Annotated in this window: 13 protein-coding genes; 7 read left to right on the top strand and 6 right to left on the bottom strand. The window is 51.0% G+C overall.

Annotation, left to right across the window (positions count from 1 at the left end; all coding sequences use genetic code 11):
• The first annotated feature begins 68 nt into the window (after positions 1–68).
• The 3 genes from ACYVK4_RS25025 (at position 69) to ACYVK4_RS25015 (ending at position 2,887) form a co-directional block, all read left to right on the top strand.
• Positions 69–995 carry an NmrA family NAD(P)-binding protein gene (locus tag ACYVK4_RS25025; protein WP_461130303.1) on the top strand — a complete coding sequence of 309 codons (927 nt, stop codon included), beginning with the start codon at positions 69–71 and terminating at the stop codon, positions 993–995.
• A gap of 168 nt (positions 996–1,163) precedes the next feature.
• Complete coding sequence (locus ACYVK4_RS25020; protein ID WP_461130302.1) at positions 1,164–2,276, top strand: endo-1,4-beta-xylanase; 1,113 nt, start codon at positions 1,164–1,166, stop codon at positions 2,274–2,276.
• A 275-nt stretch (positions 2,277–2,551) separates the two neighbouring features.
• Positions 2,552–2,887, top strand: coding sequence for a hypothetical protein (locus tag ACYVK4_RS25015; RefSeq protein WP_461130301.1), 336 nt, complete (start codon positions 2,552–2,554; stop codon positions 2,885–2,887).
• On the opposite strand, the gene ACYVK4_RS25010 is transcribed toward ACYVK4_RS25015, so the two are convergent.
• A complete protein-coding gene (locus ACYVK4_RS25010) occupies positions 2,873–4,756 on the bottom strand; it encodes a sensor histidine kinase (protein WP_461130300.1) in 1,884 nt (627 codons plus the stop codon). The two genes, ACYVK4_RS25015 and ACYVK4_RS25010, sit on opposite strands and share 15 nt — an antisense overlap.
• A gap of 478 nt (positions 4,757–5,234) precedes the next feature.
• Between ACYVK4_RS25010 and ACYVK4_RS25005 the strand changes: the two genes are divergently transcribed.
• Positions 5,235–6,353, top strand: a complete 1,119-nt coding sequence (locus ACYVK4_RS25005; protein ID WP_461130299.1) for a Gfo/Idh/MocA family protein — start codon at positions 5,235–5,237, stop codon at positions 6,351–6,353.
• A gap of 31 nt (positions 6,354–6,384) precedes the next feature.
• Here the strand turns inward: ACYVK4_RS25005 and ACYVK4_RS25000 are convergent, their stop codons facing one another.
• The gene (locus ACYVK4_RS25000; RefSeq protein WP_461130298.1) at positions 6,385–8,721 is read right to left on the bottom strand and encodes a tetratricopeptide repeat-containing sensor histidine kinase; all 2,337 of its coding nucleotides are present in this window, start codon (positions 8,719–8,721) and stop codon (positions 6,385–6,387) included.
• 341 nt (positions 8,722–9,062) lie between these two features.
• Positions 9,063–11,654: a response regulator gene (locus ACYVK4_RS24995; RefSeq protein WP_461130297.1), complete on the bottom strand. Its 2,592-nt coding sequence runs from the start codon at positions 11,652–11,654 to the stop codon at positions 9,063–9,065.
• A 657-nt stretch (positions 11,655–12,311) separates the two neighbouring features.
• Here ACYVK4_RS24995 and ACYVK4_RS24990 point away from each other — a divergent pair.
• Entirely contained in the window at positions 12,312–13,535 is a 1,224-nt protein-coding gene (locus ACYVK4_RS24990; protein ID WP_461130296.1) for a GAF domain-containing sensor histidine kinase, read from the top strand.
• Between the two features lie 447 nt (positions 13,536–13,982).
• Positions 13,983–14,288 (top strand): hypothetical protein, encoded by a 306-nt coding sequence (locus ACYVK4_RS24985; protein ID WP_461130295.1) that lies wholly within the window; start codon positions 13,983–13,985, stop codon positions 14,286–14,288.
• A 28-nt stretch (positions 14,289–14,316) separates the two neighbouring features.
• Here the strand turns inward: ACYVK4_RS24985 and ACYVK4_RS24980 are convergent, their stop codons facing one another.
• Positions 14,317–14,745, bottom strand: coding sequence for a hypothetical protein (locus ACYVK4_RS24980; RefSeq protein WP_461130294.1), 429 nt, complete (start codon positions 14,743–14,745; stop codon positions 14,317–14,319).
• 405 nt (positions 14,746–15,150) lie between these two features.
• Here ACYVK4_RS24980 and ACYVK4_RS24975 point away from each other — a divergent pair, with 405 nt between their 5' ends.
• Positions 15,151–15,540, top strand: coding sequence for a response regulator (locus ACYVK4_RS24975; RefSeq protein WP_461130293.1), 390 nt, complete (start codon positions 15,151–15,153; stop codon positions 15,538–15,540).
• Positions 15,541–15,549: 9 nt separating this feature from the next.
• Here the strand turns inward: ACYVK4_RS24975 and ACYVK4_RS24970 are convergent, their stop codons facing one another.
• Complete coding sequence (locus ACYVK4_RS24970; RefSeq protein ID WP_461130292.1) at positions 15,550–16,581, bottom strand: transglutaminase-like domain-containing protein; 1,032 nt, start codon at positions 16,579–16,581, stop codon at positions 15,550–15,552.
• Positions 16,582–16,720: 139 nt separating this feature from the next.
• Positions 16,721–17,380, bottom strand: coding sequence for a YdcF family protein (locus ACYVK4_RS24965; RefSeq protein WP_461130291.1), 660 nt, complete (start codon positions 17,378–17,380; stop codon positions 16,721–16,723).
• Between the last annotated feature and the right edge of the window lie 70 nt (positions 17,381–17,450).

The raw sequence follows: 17,450 nt of genomic DNA, 5'->3' as shown, positions 1-17,450 counted from the left end.
CCGCGTCAGTAATCGCTGCTTAATCAAACCAGTTATCAGCCCGTCAGAAGGCGTTAGAGAGGTAAAATATGAAAAACATAATAGGTATAGCGGGTGCAACGGGTGATCTGGGCCAACGAATTGTCCGGGCTTTGGTAGACCGGGGAGCCAACGTTCGCGTACTGGCCCGCGCCAGCAGCAACAGGGCCACCCTCCAAGAATTTGAGAAATTGGGGGTTCAGGTCGTCAAACTGACGGCCTGGACTGTTGCCGAGGTGACGACTGCCTGTGAGGGTCTTTCCTGTGTTGTATCGGCGCTGTCGGGCCTGCGGGATACGGTCATCGATGCCCAGAAAATCCTGCTCGATGCCGCTGTAGCCGCCCGGGTACCCCGTTTCATTCCGTCCGACTACTCGATTGATTTTACTAACCTACCGGCGGGACGCAACCGCAACCTGGATTTACGACGGGAGTTCCATGCGTACCTCGACAAGGCACCGATTGCCGCTACGACAATTTTCAACGGTCCTTTTGCCGACATGGTTACGGGACAAATGCCGATTATTCTGTTCGGCTTGAACCGGGTAATCGTTTGGGGAAACGCTGATCAGCGCATCGACTTTACGACCAAGGATGATACGGCCGCATTCACGGCGAGCGCGGCTCTGGACGATTCGACACCCCGTTTTCTGCGCATTGCCGGTGACGAGATCAGTATTCGGGAGCTGACGGCGGTGGTGAGCGCGGTGACAGGCAAGCCATTCAGTCTGGTTCAGCTGGGTGGCCTGGGTATCCTCAGTACGCTGATTCGAATTGCCCGATTTGTAGCGCCGGGAGCTGACGAGGTGTATCCGGCCTGGCAGGGCATGCAATACATGCGTGACATGCTCGATGGCCGTGGCAAAGCCAGCCTCCTCGACAACGATCGCTATGCAGGCATACACTGGCATACGGTAAAAGACGTGCTGGCTGCCCACTTCGCCGACCAGAGCCGGACGGCTGCAAAAACAACGTAAGGTCCTCAGCCAATGGCAGGCAACGATACCCTCGACTTTCAACAAAAACCGGTAATGGCTCACGGAAACAACACCTCCGTGGGCCGCTCCCTACGTAGGAACACGCCTTTAGGGAGCTATTTTAGTATACCAGCATGCATTCATGTTCCTAATTTTACCCTAAACCTTATGTCTATTCTACTTCGCCCAACAAGGGTACTGACCGCCACTGCTTTGCTGAGCCTGTCCATACTGCATGGAACCCTCTGCGCCCAAACCATCCCCTCGCTGAAAGACACCTTCAAAAAGGATTTCGGCATCGGCACGGCGCTGAATAACGCCCAGATCGAAGAACGCGACCCGGCCATGACGGCCTTTATTGCGAGTCAGTTTAACATGGCTACGCCCGAAAACGTCATGAAATCGGAGGTGGTCCACCCGAAGTGGGATACCTATGATTTTACGATGGGCGACAAGCTGATCGAGTTCGGCAAGAAGCACAACATCAAGATCAACGGGCACACGCTGATCTGGCACAGTCAACTGCCGTCGTTCATCCGGCGGGTAAAAAGTGCCGATTCGCTTCGGACGTTCTTTGCCGACCATATCAAGACGGTGGCGGGGCATTACAGCGGTAAGGTGTATTCGTGGGACGTGGTGAACGAAGCCCTGAACGAAGACGGTACCATGCGAAAGTCCGTGTTTCTCCAGCACCTCGGCGAGGATTTCGTGACGGAAGCATTCCGACTGGCGCAGCAGGCATCGCCCAAAACGGAACTGTATTACAACGACTACAACAATGAGCAACCCAAAAAGCGGGCGGGCTGTATTGAACTCGTCAAAAAGATCAAAGCCGCTGGCGTACGGATCGACGGGGTGGGCATTCAGGGACATTGGCACGTGGGCCGGGTACCGTTCAAAGACATTGAAGAAAGCATCCTGCAATACGCGGCACTGGGCGTAAAAGTGATGTTCACCGAACTGGACATTGAGGTGCTGCCCCGAAACGTTCAGGGGGCCGATGTGGGTCAGCGTATGGTTGCCAACGAGCAGTCGAACCCCTACACGGCTGGTCTGCCCGACAGTGTGCAGACCCAACTGGCGGCTGATTACGAGAATCTGTTCAAGCTCTTTTTGAAGCACAAAGACAAAGTAACCCGCGTCACGTTCTGGGGTGTTAACGATGGCAACACCTGGCTAAATGGCTGGCCCGTTCGGGGTCGGACCAATTATCCGCTGCTGTTCGATCGGCAGAATCAGCCCAAGCCCGCTTTTTACAAGGTAATTGCGTTGAAAAAGTAGCGACTTACCACAGCCGTAGCCCGATTATACCCGTTTCTGTTCACGGGTGCGGCTACCTGATTTTACTCATCCAATTGCCTGACAATTGTCAGATGCTGAATCTGGCAGCGTTTATACTTTTACAAAGAAATCAATGAATTAGCCAATATGATCATCTTTTTACAACATTGATCATAGCCAAAAGCCCGGCGGACGAGATGGTTTCCCGGCTTTTGGCCGGCTAGGTTCATAAAAAAACTTTCTATCTATTGTAACGTATAAACCAGTAAATAACGATGACGACGATCCCTCAACCCGGCCTGTATTTGTATACATATCCAACCTTTGTTGCCAAAGCTCAATGGGTTTATGTGCATTTTATTACCTCCGATCAGCAGAGCGCGTTTGTTACCTACCCTCATCATCCTTATCAGAAGGCCGCTCAGCTTGTTTCGCTCAACTGGTTTGAGTCCATCAATATGATTCCTATGGATGGCTACTCCCCGCTGATGGATTTTCTGGCTAACACGCTCCCGGCATTAGTGAACCCCTTCGAGTCAGCACTACAGCCGATCGGGGTTGTACTGGGTCAATTTGAGGGCTATGACGTCGATCTGTTACTGGCCGCTTAAGGGCTGAATTTCCCTTACCTGAGCCTCATCGGCAGCCGGTATGGGTAGCCATAATCGAAACGTAGTTCCTTTCTTCTCCTGGCTCTCGACGCTCAGCTGACCGCCCTGTAGTTCGACAAACTGACGGGCGATCACCAGTCCTAACCCTGTTCCGGGAATGCCATCCGCATTACTAGCCCGAAAGAAGGACTCAAACAAGTTCGACAGCTCACGAGCCGGAATGCCGATGCCCGAATCAATTACTGACAGCACCACCTGGCCAGGCTGAAAAACAACAGCTACCCGGGGCGCAGCTGCGGAGGAAAACTTAAACGCGTTACTTAGCAGATTGATCAGCACATGCCCCATGAGCCTGGGGTCCAGATAGGCCGGGACCGGCGTCCCCTGGATTTGCAATTCTGCCCGCCGGGGATCGGTTGGGCTACTGAAGTAGGTCGTTAGCACCTGCTGGCAGAGGGCCACCAGATCCGCCCATTGGCGATGACACCGCACTTTTCCCGATTCAATGGTACTCAGCATCAGCATATCCTGCAGCAGGTTATTGAATTGGTCGATCTCTGCTTCAATGACCCCCAGATGCTTTTGGACTGCTTTCGGAGTAGTGGCCGTTGGTTTGGCTAAATACAATTTGATCAGTTCTACACTGGACTGAATGGTGGCCAATGGCGTCCGAAACTCATGCGACGCATTGGCCACAAACTGCGACTTGAGCTGGTTGAGCGCTTGCTCCCGCAGCAGCGCCTGACGCAGGACCATCTCGGTCTCTTTCTGACTGGTAATATCGCTGACAATACCCAGGTGGCGGGTAATCTGACCCGCGTCGTTCCGAACCATGAAGCTGCGGACCGACAGCCAACGGCGGGACCCATCAGGGCGTTCCAGTTGATAGTCCATTTGCCCCTCATGGCCCGCCTGATAGTCGGCAAAAAAGGCTTGCATAACGGGTTTATCTTCGGCTACGATGCCTTCCATAAACGACGTCGGATCGTCATAGATACTTTGACAGGTTCGTTGCCAGACACTCTCGTAGGCCGGGTTGATGTAGAGCATCCGAAAAGGCTCGGCCGAGTGAATCCAGAAAACCTCATCAATATTATCGGCAATCTGGCGGAAGCGCTGTTCGCTTTCCCTCAAAGCTTCTTCCGCCAGCTTGTTTTCGGTCACATCCCAAGCAACCCCCAGCATCCGAACCGGTCGCCCCTCCTGGTTACGAAACAGACAGCCCTGCGTTTTGATGTAACGAATCTGGCCATCAGGGTGCAGGGTTCGGTACGTGTTCGATACATGTAAGTCTGTCCCCTGAATTTCGGTCTGACTTTTGGCTAAAAACCCCGGCCGGTCGTCGGGATGAATGGTGGACAGAAAACCGGCAAAATTCCAGCCTTCTCCCTGGGGCGAAAGGCCATGCAGGGCAAATAAGGCCTCGTCCCAAACGACGCGATCCTTCTCCATATCCACCTCCCAGACCCCCTGCCCGGCAGCCTGGGTAGCTAGCTGAAGGCGCTGGCTCAGCTGGCTCAGTTGCTGCTGGTGTGGGGCGTCGTCCAGCTCGACCAGATAATGCCCGGAGACGGGCGTTACAGTCAGCTTGCCCGGCAGGCCACTGGCCAGTTGGTAGTCAAGACAACCGATCTGATTTGCCTCCAGTGCCTGCCAAAGCGGAGATAGCGAAAAAGAAGAAGGAAGACCCAACCAGGCCGAAAAGCAACAATTTGTGGCCAATGTAGCCGGGGGGGCAGACGTGATGGGTTGTAAATCCACAAGTTGCCCCCGGTCATTATGTAGGGGTGAAAACAGGTAAATGGAACGGTTACCGGGAGCGTCCTGGGAGAAGCCCGTTAGTTGAGCAACTTGTCGATGAGGCTGCATAGAGCGAAGAATCAGGTGAGCCAGCCCGCAGGTGCTGCCGGGTACCAAATGGAATACAATAGCTGGATGGGTATACGCCTGCAGCCATCCAGCCAATCGATTAACCCAAACACTTCTATGAAACAATGGCCTCTACGGAAATGTAAATATAATCAATTACCCCCAATAACTAACTAATTGTTACCTATACAACACATAGTAGCTTATTCAGCAACGGTTAATTTATAAATTATCATATTTATTAATAAAAGTAACAACATTTAACCTGTCCATACTTATCTTTTGCCATCCAGTCAGCTATTCCAATAGCTATACATTTTGTCAGGCCTGCAAGCCGTTACCCGGGCACGTTGCCAAACACAGCTCTGGGTCGCTCGTCCGTTCATTATCCCGCTTGTAGAATATACGAAATGGCCAATCGGCCTGTCGGTTACTTTTGTGACGTGAAATAATAATCTAAGACCAGGGCATTACTCGTATGACCAGTTATTCAAGACGCACCTTTATCGAGCAGATCAGCAGGGGCGTTGGCGCGTCGATAGCTTTACCTTCCTTAACCGCAATGGCTGGAGAACGGGCGAATGCCTTTGATGGACAAAAGCTGAACATTGCCCTCTGCGGACTGGGGCGCTACGCCAACGTGCTCAAAGGCGCGATAACAGCCTCACAATCCTGTCGCCTGGCGGGTATCGTGACGGGCACCCCTGCCAAGGCCGCTGAGTGGACGAAGGCGTTCAGCATTCCGAATAAAAACAGCTATACCTACCAGACGTTCGATCAGATTATTCATAATCCTGATATCGACCTGGTCTACATTACTCTCCCCAATGGCCTGCACAAGGAGTTTACCCTGCGAGCCGCCAAAGCAGGCAAGCATGTCATCGTCGAAAAGCCGATGGCTTTTACTGCGCAGGATTGCCAGGAAATGATTGACGCCTGCCAGAAGGCGGGAGTGCAGCTGGCTGTGGGTTACCGGCTACACTACGACCCTCACCATATTGAAATAAAACGGCTGGGGCAACGTAAAATCTTCGGGCAGGTGCGCCTGATCGAGGCATCGTTAGGCTACCGGTTAGCCGGGATACCTCCGGACGACTGGCATTTGCACAAAGCCCTGTCGGGTGGTGGGCCGTTGATGAACCTGGGGGTGTACTGTGTTCAGAGTAGCCGGTATGTTCTGGGCGAAGAACCGATAGCGGTTACGGCACAGTTCGGGCCGGTTACCATGCCCGATCTATTCAAAGAGGTCGAAGAGAATATCACCTGGCAGCTCTACTTCCCCAGCGGGGCCATCGCCACCTCCTCCTGTACCTCCAATTGTAATATCGATCGTTTTTTTGCGTCGGCCGACGAGGGTTATTTTGAACTGGCACCCGCGTTGAGTTATGGGCCTTTCAAAGGAAGAACGAGTCAGGCAGCATTTGATTTTCCCGTTGTCAATCAGCAGGCGGCCCAGTTGAATGACATCGCCCGGCATATACTGACTCGTCAGCCTATACCCGCGCACATATCCGGCAAAGAGGGCCTCCACGATATGCGGGTCATCGAAGGCATTTATCAGGCCGCTGCCAGCGGGCGAAAAGTAAGTCTGGTCTAACCAACTTATAGGATAGCCTATACATTTGCCGTTAAACAGTCAGCCAGGCTGCTTTTGCGGCTTTTTTTATCAGGCCGAACTGCAAACGTATCTGAACGCCCTGCTGATTCCCGATCCGTAACTCACCGCCAATCTGTCGGCTCAGGCCCCGAATCATCGTAAGCCCCAGGGTGTTGCTGCTGTCTATATCGAATCCGGCGGGCAGGCCAATGCCATCGTCCTGGATGGTCAACAAATAGGTTTGCGGATCGACTGACTGAAGATCGATCGTGATGCTACCGGGCCGGTTATCCGGAAACGCATATTTCAGGCAGTTGGTAACAGCCTCGTTGATCAGTAACCCCAGGGGTGTCGCCAGCGTTACGTCCAGCTGCACGGGCGCAATTGCCAGACATTCCTTCACGAGCGCCTGCCGGTCGAAGGATTCGATGAGGTAGTCGACAATTTCGTGAATGTATTCCGGCATATCGACCCTGGCCATATTGGGGGACTGGTACAGTTTCTGATGAATGAGCGCCATGGCATGCACCCGATTCTGACTCTCCCGAATGGCCTCCAGTGCCGTTGGGTCGTGCAGGAATTCCGACTGGGCACTCAGCAGGCTTGAAATCACCTGCAGGTTGTTCTTTACCCGGTGATGAATTTCCTTCAGCATCCACTCTTTTTCGGTCAGCAAGGCCTCTTTTTCGCCCAGTACCTGCTCCAGCGATTCATTTTTCTGGTTGATCTCGATCTGTTTAGCTTCGAGTAGCTGGTTGCTTTTTTGTTTGAGCCGGTATCGGTTGTAGCTCACCCCCAGCAGACCCGCCAGCAAAATGGCACCGACAACAATAGCGTTCCGGGTGGTTTGGGTGCGTTTCAGCTCGCTCTGCTGCAGCTTACTCTGCTTGGTGAGCAGGGCAATATTCTGCTCTTTCTCCTGGGTATCGTACTTGATCTGCAGCCCGGCGATCTGTTTGCTGCTGGTTTCGTTGAAGAGCGAGTCGTTTATGGCCTTGTGCCATCGAAAATGATCGATGGCCGACAGGTAGTCTCCCTGGGCAGAGTCGATCTTAAAGAGCATCAAGTGAATATCCCTAACCGTTGACAGGGCGTTTTTCTGCGGCAGGAAGCTCAGCGCTTTTCGTAGATGAAAGCCTGCTTTTTTAAATTTTTTCTGATTGAAATAGAACGCCCCGATCTCCTGCTGTGCCTGCTGCGATGCCTCGAAGTCCATTTTGTTACGGGCGTACCAGTTCAGGGTTTCTTCGTAATACTGCTCGGCCAAGGGGTAGTTCTTCAACGCGTCGTAGCAATAGGCAAAGTTCTGAGCTACGCAGGCTTTTTGAATAACGGTGTTAGTCGGAATTTTTTTGACGAGGTCCTGAATGAGCCGCAGGGCTTCCTGCGGTTTTCCCTGGCTAATGAGGTCTTTTACCAGCACACCGGCCGCATGGTACAGGGCGAAATTGGGCAAGCCTTCCCTCCGCCACTTATCAAGCGATCGCCGGTACCAGTCCACACTTTTTCGATGGTCGCCCAATTCCGCATAAATACCGGCAAGATCGCCGTAAAAGGCGGCAGCCGACACCGTATCGGCGGTTTTCTGCATCGTTTCCACGCACAACAGACCGTAAAGGAGTCCCTTGTTCAGGTCACCTTTCAGGCGCCCCACGGTTGATAGTAAATTGTAGGTGTAATGGAGTTTGGGATAATGGATAGCCTTATACCGGCGAAGTACGTCGAGCAGCTCTTTTTCGGCGAGCGTGTTGTTGCCTGCATACAAATGCGTGATGGCAATTTCCTTCAGGGCATGCGTTTCCTTTTCCGGCTTGTTGATGGCCCGGTAGATAGCCGCAGCCTGCTGAAAATTGGCGAATACGTCCCGGTAGTCACGGTCGACATTCCGCAGCCAGGTCCCCACGCGAAACCGGGCATTTGCTTCCCCTTCCAGATCCCCCGTTTTCTTACAGTCGGCCAGTAGCGTCGAAAGCCGCGAACGACCGCGCGTCATGTTCCCACCTTCCATATCGGCAATGATAAACAGGCTCTCCGTTTCGTGCTGCCAGGGTAGCAAACGGAGCGAATCACTCAGCCGTCTGGCCTGCCGCAGGTAGGTCAGGCCACTATCCAGATCTACGGATGCTTCGCCGGGTTTATAAATGTGAAATTTACCCAGCTCAAGCAGAAGGTTAAGCCGTTTCTCGTCGGCTTGGCTTGTCTTCAGTTGGTTCAGATACTGATTCGCCAGTTGCCGGTTTATGTTTTGTCCGACCGCCGTCAATGAGTAAAAAATCAGAAGAGCCCCAAACGCTATTCGTTCTGGTCGACCCAGGGCCCTTCTTTTCGTTGCGTGCTGACCCGTGCGAATTAATGTAAATGCCATCATACTACATTTGGTACAATAACCGGAATCAGAATCAATAACAGGCCCGTAATCGTCGACAACGATGGCTGCTCAATCCGTACGGAAACAGACGACTAAACAGCTTCAGGGTAAAGCTGTTTTAAAGATACGGTAAAGTTGCCAACTTACGCTGGCCTTTACCCCACCCGATCGAGCCGCGCCGGCTGCCGGCGAGCTCCGGTTCGATAACGTGGGTAGGAGACCGAAAAGCTGGGCCAGGAAGCCAGAATCAGGGAGTACAGCCTGGTTTTTTTGACCGGCCCAGTGGCAACCCGGCACCCGGAAATCGGTCCGTTACGGTTACACTGCCGGATTCGTTGTCGTTAAACAGAATTGGTATTATCCTGCACATATTGTCGGATGGCGGGCAGTACTGCGTTCATTTCCGTCAGGTACTGTTCAACTAACAAACCGACGTCTTCCATGCCCTTTCCGTTACCAATCAGGGTCTCTATCTCCAGAATTAACCGGGTTGCTTCGTCCATACCCAGCATTTTGGTATGCACTTTCTGCATATGAACAATTCGCTTTATTTCGTTCAGATCATTCTCATGGAGCGCCTGCTGTAGTTTATCGAGGGTGGGCGGGGTCTCTTTCAGAAAGAGTTCGACCAGCTCGATCACTAACGCCATCTGATTGTCGACCAACTCCAGTATTGACGTCATCGAGAAATTCGGCGTTGCCGGTACTTTGGTATCAACAGGTTTGGGCGTTGGGGTTACCAGGGGGTCATTAGTTGGCAAATAAGGCCTGATGACCTGTTTGAGGTCCTCGATCTGAAAGGGTTTCGACAGGAAGTCGTTCATACCCGCTTTCAGACAATCTTCTTTTTCACTGGGTAAGGCATGGGCCGTCATTGCGATGATCGGCACAGTAAGTTTTAATTTAGTGCGGATGTAACGCGTGGTTTCGTAGCCGTCCATAACCGGCATCTGAAGGTCCATCAGGATTATATCAAAATTTTCTTCCTGAAGCAGTTTGAGCGCCAGTTGACCATTTTCGGCTACGTAGGCCTGATAGCCCAGGCGTTTAAGAACCTGCAGAACCAGCCGCTGATTCATCAGATTATCTTCCACGACCAGCACCCGTACGTTTTCCTGTCTGACCGGAGCCATAGACATGGGCTGCTGGCTGATACGGATCTGTGCGCTGGCAATTACATAAGGGATTTCGATGACAAACCGGGAGCCCTGTCCTTCAAGACTCGTTACGGTAACCGTCCCCTTCTGAAGCTCGGTGAGGGCTTTGACAATGTTCAGGCCTAACCCCGTTCCTCCATAGTATCGGGTTGTGAAGTTTTCTGCCTGCTGGAAGCGTTCAAATATGGTCGACAGCTTATCGGCAGCAATACCGATGCCCGTATCCTCGACAATAAAACGCACCAGCCGGGTGTCGCTGGCTATGGCATCGCCCTGCTCGACTTTTAAGGAGATACGGCCCTTCTTGGTGAATTTAATGGCGTTGTTCAGTAAATTCAGCAGGATTTGCGTTAAACGGGTTGGGTCGCCCAGAAAAACGGTCGGTAGACTGGCACTTATCTCGACGCGCAGCTGCAGCCCCTTCTCCGCTGCGGAGGCTTCGCACATGGATTGAATAGAGGCTGTGAGCAGCTGAATGCTGAAGGGAATCGACTCCAGCTTGATCTTGCCCGCTTCTATTTTAGATATATCCAGTATATCATTTACAATGGTGAGCAGGTTCTTGCCCGCCGTTCGGATGAGGCCAATGTATTCCTTCTGCTCGTTATCCAAACGGGTGGAGTCGACGAGTTCCGAGAAGCCAAGTACTGCATTTAAAGGTGTCCGGATCTCATGACTCATATTGGCCAGAAAGTCCTCCTTCACTTTGGCCGCGGCTTCAGCCATCTTTTTGGCTTCTTCCAGGCGCTGATGCGACTTTACCCGTTCGCTGATGTCAATACTGGTGGTAATAACGTACTGGATGTTTCCCGCTGAATCGTAAACCGGAGAGGAGGAGCTGAGCAGTTGAATTGCCTGCCCGTTGAGTCGCATTTCTATATCATCTACCTGGGTCGATTCACCCTGCAGGGCGCGGTAGGTAGGCCGTTGTTCGAGTGGATAGACAGCTCCATCGGGATAGCGGAAAAACTGAGCGTCACCCGTAAAGTCAGCATAGGAGTCGAACTCGGTGATGTTCCTGATTAGTTTGGTGGCTGCCTGATTGGCATAGTAGAACTTTCCGTGCTGGTCGACAATAACGACGGAAACGGGCACGGCCTCCAGCAATCGTTTGGTTTGCTGTTCGCTGTCGGCCAGCTTCTGGTTAACCTGATTGCTCTTTTTCAGGGCGGCATACAGCAGGTAAATTGCCCATAAAATCATGCACAGGGCGGCACTGGCCCCAACCAGATTGCTCAGCAGCGCATAGGAAGCAGACCGTTTGCTATCGGCAATACGAGCTTCCAGCAGTTGGTTTTCAGTCGCTTCAGTTTCCTTCAGAACCTGGTGAAAACGACGACTCAGTGCCAGAAAATGCTCGATCGAATCCAGCCGGGCCATCCCGTTCGGAATAGCTCCCGGTTCAAATAAGGAGACGCTGCGGGCCAGCTTCGTCCGAAAAATGGTATTCAGTAGTTTTAATCGTTTGTGTTCAGCTGGATTGTCCACCGTCAGGGCCTGAATATCGATGAGCTGTTTCCTCATAATACTGGAGCTACGCTCAAAGTCGGCTTTGAAATAGGGGTTATTGCTGAGCAGATGGCCCCTCAGATCGTTGTCCATACTGGTGAGCAACGATTCCAGCCGTTGCGTCTTGTTGAGAACACGATAGGTGTGCACTTCCCAATTGTTCACTTCAATCAAGCGAAGGATCGTATGCCGCGCATTTATACCAATGAGGATCGTTAGCAATAAACCTATCCCGACCATAAAGGGAATTCGCTGATTCCGATTCATACCCTAACCCTTGAGCAAATGAATATATTGGTTGTCTGATACAGGAGAACACAGCCTACGCTGACCCTGGCAGAGATCTTATCTTGAAAAGGAGTGGATTATTGACGAGTGTAAAACTAAGCAGCAATAAATTAACATTATTAATTTTAAATACTAATTAGATACATAATTACCATAATTATTAATAATATATATACCAATAGAACTAAATAACTACTTTTTATCAATTTTTTACAATGGCACCAGGCGGTCAATCCCCTATAAAAACAGAATTGATACCGATCAGCCCTTACTAAGCTCCTTACCTGCCCAAACACCCCTTCATCAACCATTAGCTGTCACGTCAGGAACGGGCGACTACCGCTATAAAACCCCATATAAGGCGGTCCATAAAGTCAGATGGCGATTTATATACATTATCAAACAAATTATCGATCAATTGAATGACTATAGAGAGAAACAAATTGACAAATGAAAAAATATAGCAATTCTATATTTACAAAATAAATATAATTACTACTTTTAGTTTTCACTATACATAAATAGATAATTTCCTTACGCTAGCTATACACTGTCATTTTATAAAATTTATAGTAGTACCGATTAGCATTACAATAAAAGAATTACCCCAACCGTACTTTCACCCCTCTATTTAAGATGATAACCAGTTACCCAATCCCTGACAATGAACTTCAGCGGGTCATTGATTTAGCCGACTTCGACCTGGATTATTCAGGGCTTCAGGACAAGTTTAAAGACTTGACCAAACTAGCCGCCAAAGTCACCGGAACGGATATTTCCCTGATCAATCTGATTGACTCCTACACCCAGTGGACCATTACCAACCACGGGCTCGATCTGGACTCCATGCCCCGTGAACAATCCGTCTGTCAATATACGCTGCTGGAGCCCGTCAGTTTTGAAGTCAAAGACTTACAACTCGATCAACGGTTTGCCGAACAGTGGTACGTAGCAGACGCCCCTCATTTGCGGTACTATTTCGGTATACCGCTGAAATCGAGTAACGGAAGTCACCTTGGTGCACTCTGCGTACTCGACACAAAGACAAAAGAGCTTGACCCTGAGAAAATTGAATTATTGCAAATCATTGCGGCTGAGGTCGTCAGCCGCTTAAATACAATTCGGGAGATTCAATACTTAAAACGACAGGCATCCGAACTGACTGAATCACATAAACGGGTAGCGCATGATATTCGAGGGCCTTTAGGCGGTATTATCACGATGGCTCAACTGGTTACCAGCAGTGGGTCCAATATTAAATTAAACGAAATACTGGAATTGATCCAGCTCATTCAAATGAGCGGGAAATCGCTGCTCGAACTGGCAGATGAGATCCTGGTTAACGACGACAAGTGGAAGCAGGATCATGAAGCCTCGTTTAGAAAAGAGATCTTTCACCAGGTCAAATTGAAGGATACGCTGGAGAAATTATACGCTCCTCAGGCCCTATCGAAGGGGATCAACTTCTCCATTTCCACCGATGCCTCTACGGAGTTACTTCCATTTTCCCGCAATAAAGTGGTGCAGATCGCGGGGAATCTAATTTCAAACGCCATTAAGTTCACCCCGCAGGACGGGCATGTTCGGGTCAACACCAAATTATGCGTTGAGGGATCCCACAACATGCTTAACCTCAGCGTTCAGGATTCCGGCATGGGCATGTCGAGCGAAGAAATGGTGGCTATACTGAAAGGCGAGGGCCGCTCAAGTAATGGGACGGCTGGCGAATCGGGTTATGGATTTGGACTACCGCTGGTAAAACATCTGGTCGAAACGCTGAACGGACAAATGACCGTTAACTCAACCCCGGGGCAGGGCACCTGTTTTGACGTGAGCCTACGGCAGCAAAAAACGAATTAGTGCCCCTGCAAACGGCTAGCCAAGGGGGTTGTAAACAAAAACCCCTGCCAGCAGAGCCAGCAGGGGTTACCCCTTTAGTTAATAAGTGTATCCGTATTGAACAGTATAATCTTTAGAAGATAAAACAGCCCCTACGTCACCTAAATAACAAGTAATAAGTTACCCGAAAAGCTAACAATTAAGTAAGTACTATAAAATTTATATAACACATCAGTTATCCATTCAGGCAATTATGATACTTTGTATCCATGCGTTCGGAGTGATTACCAATAACTTAATAACCCCATACAAACGACAGGATAGGGCTAACACAGCTGTTTTTTACATTACCACCAGCCGGCCGGCTCGGCTGTCGTTACTCACCCGACAAAACAGCGTCTAAATCAATGAACGGCTTTAATCTGACGCATTCGCGATCCAACAGCGGCTCAATTCTCACCCCACACCATGCAAATTTCATTTAACACAGGCGATACAGTTTTTTTTCTGGATGGTTCAATGGACTCCCATACGGCCGAGGTCATCGACATTGAGGGGCACCGTACTGCCAGTGGTGAAGTGGTCTTGTCATACCTTCTGAGTAACCAGCGCTTTTACGGATCAGCGGACTTATTTGCCCTTCAGCCTGAACCAAAACGGACAAGCACCAGCCGACGCGCCAAGGCATTAGCCTCGTTTATCCTGATCCGCCGATACATCAAATGGCCGCGCCAAGCCACCTTACGGCGGCTCCGGCGCCAAATGGCTGGCTGAGGAACCTCAAGTCCGGGCAATAGGGCTATTAATAAAAGTCCAGACACGTCACCAGCACGTGCTGCTCATCATCCAGAATAACGGTTGAGTAATCACCGTATTCCACCTCCGTACCCAGTTTATAAATAGACTTGTCTGGCTCAACGGCAACCGGCACCGCGTGGTAGGCCGCCAACACATCGGAAGTCAGACGCTTGTAGGTTTTGGCCGGTACCTGATCCCGCAGGGATTGATAACTTTGCGGGGTAAGTTTAAGCGCTACCCGACAGTAACCGTCATTGAGTCCATCCCATTTCTCGTCATAATACAGTATTTCGCTATCCGGTGGGATGGTGAACCCACTGATCCGGGCAGCTACTTTAAGCGGTGTTCGGGGAGGCAGATAATCGGCGAAATAACAACCGAGGGCAACAAGAACGGGTAATGATAAAAGAAGAATTCGGTATTTGTTAGTCATTCTACGTTGAGTCGTGGCGGGATGATAAATCCATCACCATAATTGAAGTTATTCGATAGTATTACTAGATTTAAAGTGATCAAGTAACCATGAATAGATGCAAATTTGTTTATCAAATTGTTGCCAGACAAACAAAATGAGGTAATGGTCCGCCCGTGCCGGCCGTCAACTGCTATTAACCGGTACCTGTCGTCACCCTATGAAATAATGTTGACGACCCACATCTGTGATTCTAAAAAAAAGCCCTTGCGTAATGCATATTGGCCATATAGAAATAACTTTGACGCCCACTTTCGATCAATTCGACGGTAGGCGTAGGCTTCATTTACTCATAGTCAACTACTTATACCCCTGCTGGCTAACCTATTGATAAGCCATTTTTCTGATCCAAGAAACCGAACCCTTGTGAAGCCACCCCGATTGATCTGTATTGTAGATGGTGCCATGGATTACCGACTAGCCTTCGAGCAGGTATTTCTGCGGCACTTGTTCTATTATTCAGTCCGCTTTTTCAGCACCGAGAAAGCTTTTTTGGATGAGTTACCCTCTATGCTGCCCCCGCCGGACCTGGTTCTTGTCGACCATGATCTGGCTCAGCTCGGCGGTGATCAGATACGGCAGGCCCTAAGCCAGGATACCCGCTACCAGACGCTGCCCATCGTCATGATGAGCGAGTCCTTACCGGACAGCGAACAAACCCGCCAATCGACGTCCTGGCTGCTAAAAGATCTGAACTTAGCGGTTCTTCGGGATAACCTCGCTCAGCTTTGTTTTGAGCAGTTAGAGATGCGGTAACTCCTCGGGCTATGGCTTTCTCACGTCCTGAAAGGTAAACGTTTTGCGGTCAACCGGAAGGGGGTTTCCATCTACCTCCAGGTAGGGGTAAATAAAATAATTGAGCGGCTGCGGCTGGCCCTTGTGAAGGACCAGATCCCGCCCGATACTGAACTCGATCCGGTTTTCGTCGTGAGCCCCGAAAAAATAAGCGCGTTTGGCCGGGTTCTTGGCTGCTTCAGAGGCATCGACGGGCACCCAGCCAACACCTTTCAGGTAAAACTCGGCCCAGCAGTGGTAGCCGCTCACCGCGCCAACCGGTCGGTCGGTGGGCAACGGGAAACCAATGGCGAACCGTGCCGGGATGCCCACCGCCCGGCAGTAGCCAATAAAGATGGCGTGAAAGTCCGTGCAGTTGCCGCGCCGGGTGTCGCAGGCGTAATAGATATCGCCCCGCCCCCAGCCCATACCGGTTTTGTCGTATTTAACGGTCGAAATGACGTGGTTATAAATAGCCCTGGCTTTTTGAAGGTCCGTTTTGGCCCCTGCCGAATCGACGACGGCTTTCGCCCATTGCCTGATGGTTGCGTCGATGGGCACTAACCGGTCGGGTTTCAACCACGACGCGACGCCCGGCTCCGGAGCGCCATTCCTATTGGCGTTCGGTTCCCGAAGGTTCGACTGAATGTGTTCGGTCCGGGTAGCCGTAAACCGCATCTCGATCGGGATACGGTTAATCGTTGGCTTAAGCAGCCTGATGTGCAGGAGTTTATTCCCAAACTGCCCCGTTTCTATCGTATATGAATAAGGGGTAGCAATCGACAAATTCGTTATCTGCTGATAAGGGCTGTCTTTAGGAACGGGCAGCCAGACATCCACCCTTCCGGCCCCGGCGGGAATGTCGCTCACTTCCGTTTTATAGACGAACGCAACCGTCCGTTTCTTCGGAACAGCCGGACCGGCGGCTACCATCAACAGCAGCGGTAGCCCAATCAGTACCATACAGAGCACGGCCTGATAACCAGCCGACTGCTTTTCGTTTTTCCTCGTTGCCTGCTTCACCCTCTATAAATCCCAACAGATACCCATAGGTTCCATAGGCTGGATTCATTATGACAGGTTAAGTTTATCGGAGGGGCATTGGGAAATTTGTTAATTAGATAGGCATTTTTCGGGTAGACTACCTGCCTGATCATCCGCTCTACGGCTTGGCCAGATGTCGGTCGTACCCCGCTTCGACCAGTGCTTCATAAGCCGCCCATACGTCGTCGGGTATCTCCTGAGGGATCTGAAAGCCTTTTGCCGGGTAGATCTTTATCCGTTGCAGGTCGCCAACCATAATGCTAACCACATCATCGGGGGTTAGGCCAGGGTTTGAGTACGTACTCAAATAGTCATCGAACGAATCCTGTGGCGAGGTCACGATCACCTCTTTCTCGGGCCACACCTGCCGGAACGTAGCAAAGCTGCGCCGTTCCATGTACGGCTTTTGCACGACAATGAATTTATCGGCCGTCAGGTTGCGCTCGGCGAGGAGTTGCTGGGTGAACTGGACATTTTCACCCGTGTTGGCAGACCGGTTCTCGATCAATATGGCTTCGGGTGGAACGCCCATGTCCAGGGCTATACGGGCAAAAATATCGGCTTCCGGTTCCGTCCACATGAATCGGGTAATCACGCCCAGGCCACCCGAAAAGATCAACAGGGGCGCCCACCCTTCCAGAAACAGTTCTGCCCCTCGCTGGGCCACCCGTACATCGTGACTGCAAAGCACCAGAATAGCGTCGGCTTTCTCCAACTGGTGATTAGTATGGTGGTAGTCCCAAAGTTTGATAGCCAGATCGTGTATGTGCTGCGTCATTGTCAGGTCAGAAAGTGGGCAAAAATAATCAAAAATGAGCCCGTTCCCCCGGAAAGGGCCGTTCAGATGA

The organism is Spirosoma aerophilum (assembly GCF_054782495.1).
The sequence above is the reverse complement of the archived record's forward strand: the minus strand, read 5'-3'. Positions and strand labels throughout refer to the sequence as shown.

Bases quoted from the DNA above. Each gene is read 5' to 3' on its own strand.
- ACYVK4_RS25025 (WP_461130303.1), top strand. From the start codon at position 69: ATGAAAAACATAATAGGTATAGCGGGTGCAACGGGTGATCTGGGCCAA.
- ACYVK4_RS25020 (WP_461130302.1), top strand. From the start codon at position 1,164: ATGTCTATTCTACTTCGCCCAACAAGGGTACTGACCGCCACTGCTTTG.
- ACYVK4_RS25015 (WP_461130301.1), top strand. From the start codon at position 2,552: ATGACGACGATCCCTCAACCCGGCCTGTATTTGTATACATATCCAACC.
- ACYVK4_RS25010 (WP_461130300.1), bottom strand. From the start codon at position 4,756: ATGCAGCCTCATCGACAAGTTGCTCAACTAACGGGCTTCTCCCAGGAC.
- ACYVK4_RS25005 (WP_461130299.1), top strand. From the start codon at position 5,235: ATGACCAGTTATTCAAGACGCACCTTTATCGAGCAGATCAGCAGGGGC.
- ACYVK4_RS25000 (WP_461130298.1), bottom strand. From the start codon at position 8,721: ATGATGGCATTTACATTAATTCGCACGGGTCAGCACGCAACGAAAAGA.
- ACYVK4_RS24995 (WP_461130297.1), bottom strand. From the start codon at position 11,654: ATGAATCGGAATCAGCGAATTCCCTTTATGGTCGGGATAGGTTTATTG.
- ACYVK4_RS24990 (WP_461130296.1), top strand. From the start codon at position 12,312: ATGATAACCAGTTACCCAATCCCTGACAATGAACTTCAGCGGGTCATT.
- ACYVK4_RS24985 (WP_461130295.1), top strand. From the start codon at position 13,983: ATGCAAATTTCATTTAACACAGGCGATACAGTTTTTTTTCTGGATGGT.
- ACYVK4_RS24980 (WP_461130294.1), bottom strand. From the start codon at position 14,745: ATGACTAACAAATACCGAATTCTTCTTTTATCATTACCCGTTCTTGTT.
- ACYVK4_RS24965 (WP_461130291.1), bottom strand. From the start codon at position 17,380: ATGACGCAGCACATACACGATCTGGCTATCAAACTTTGGGACTACCAC.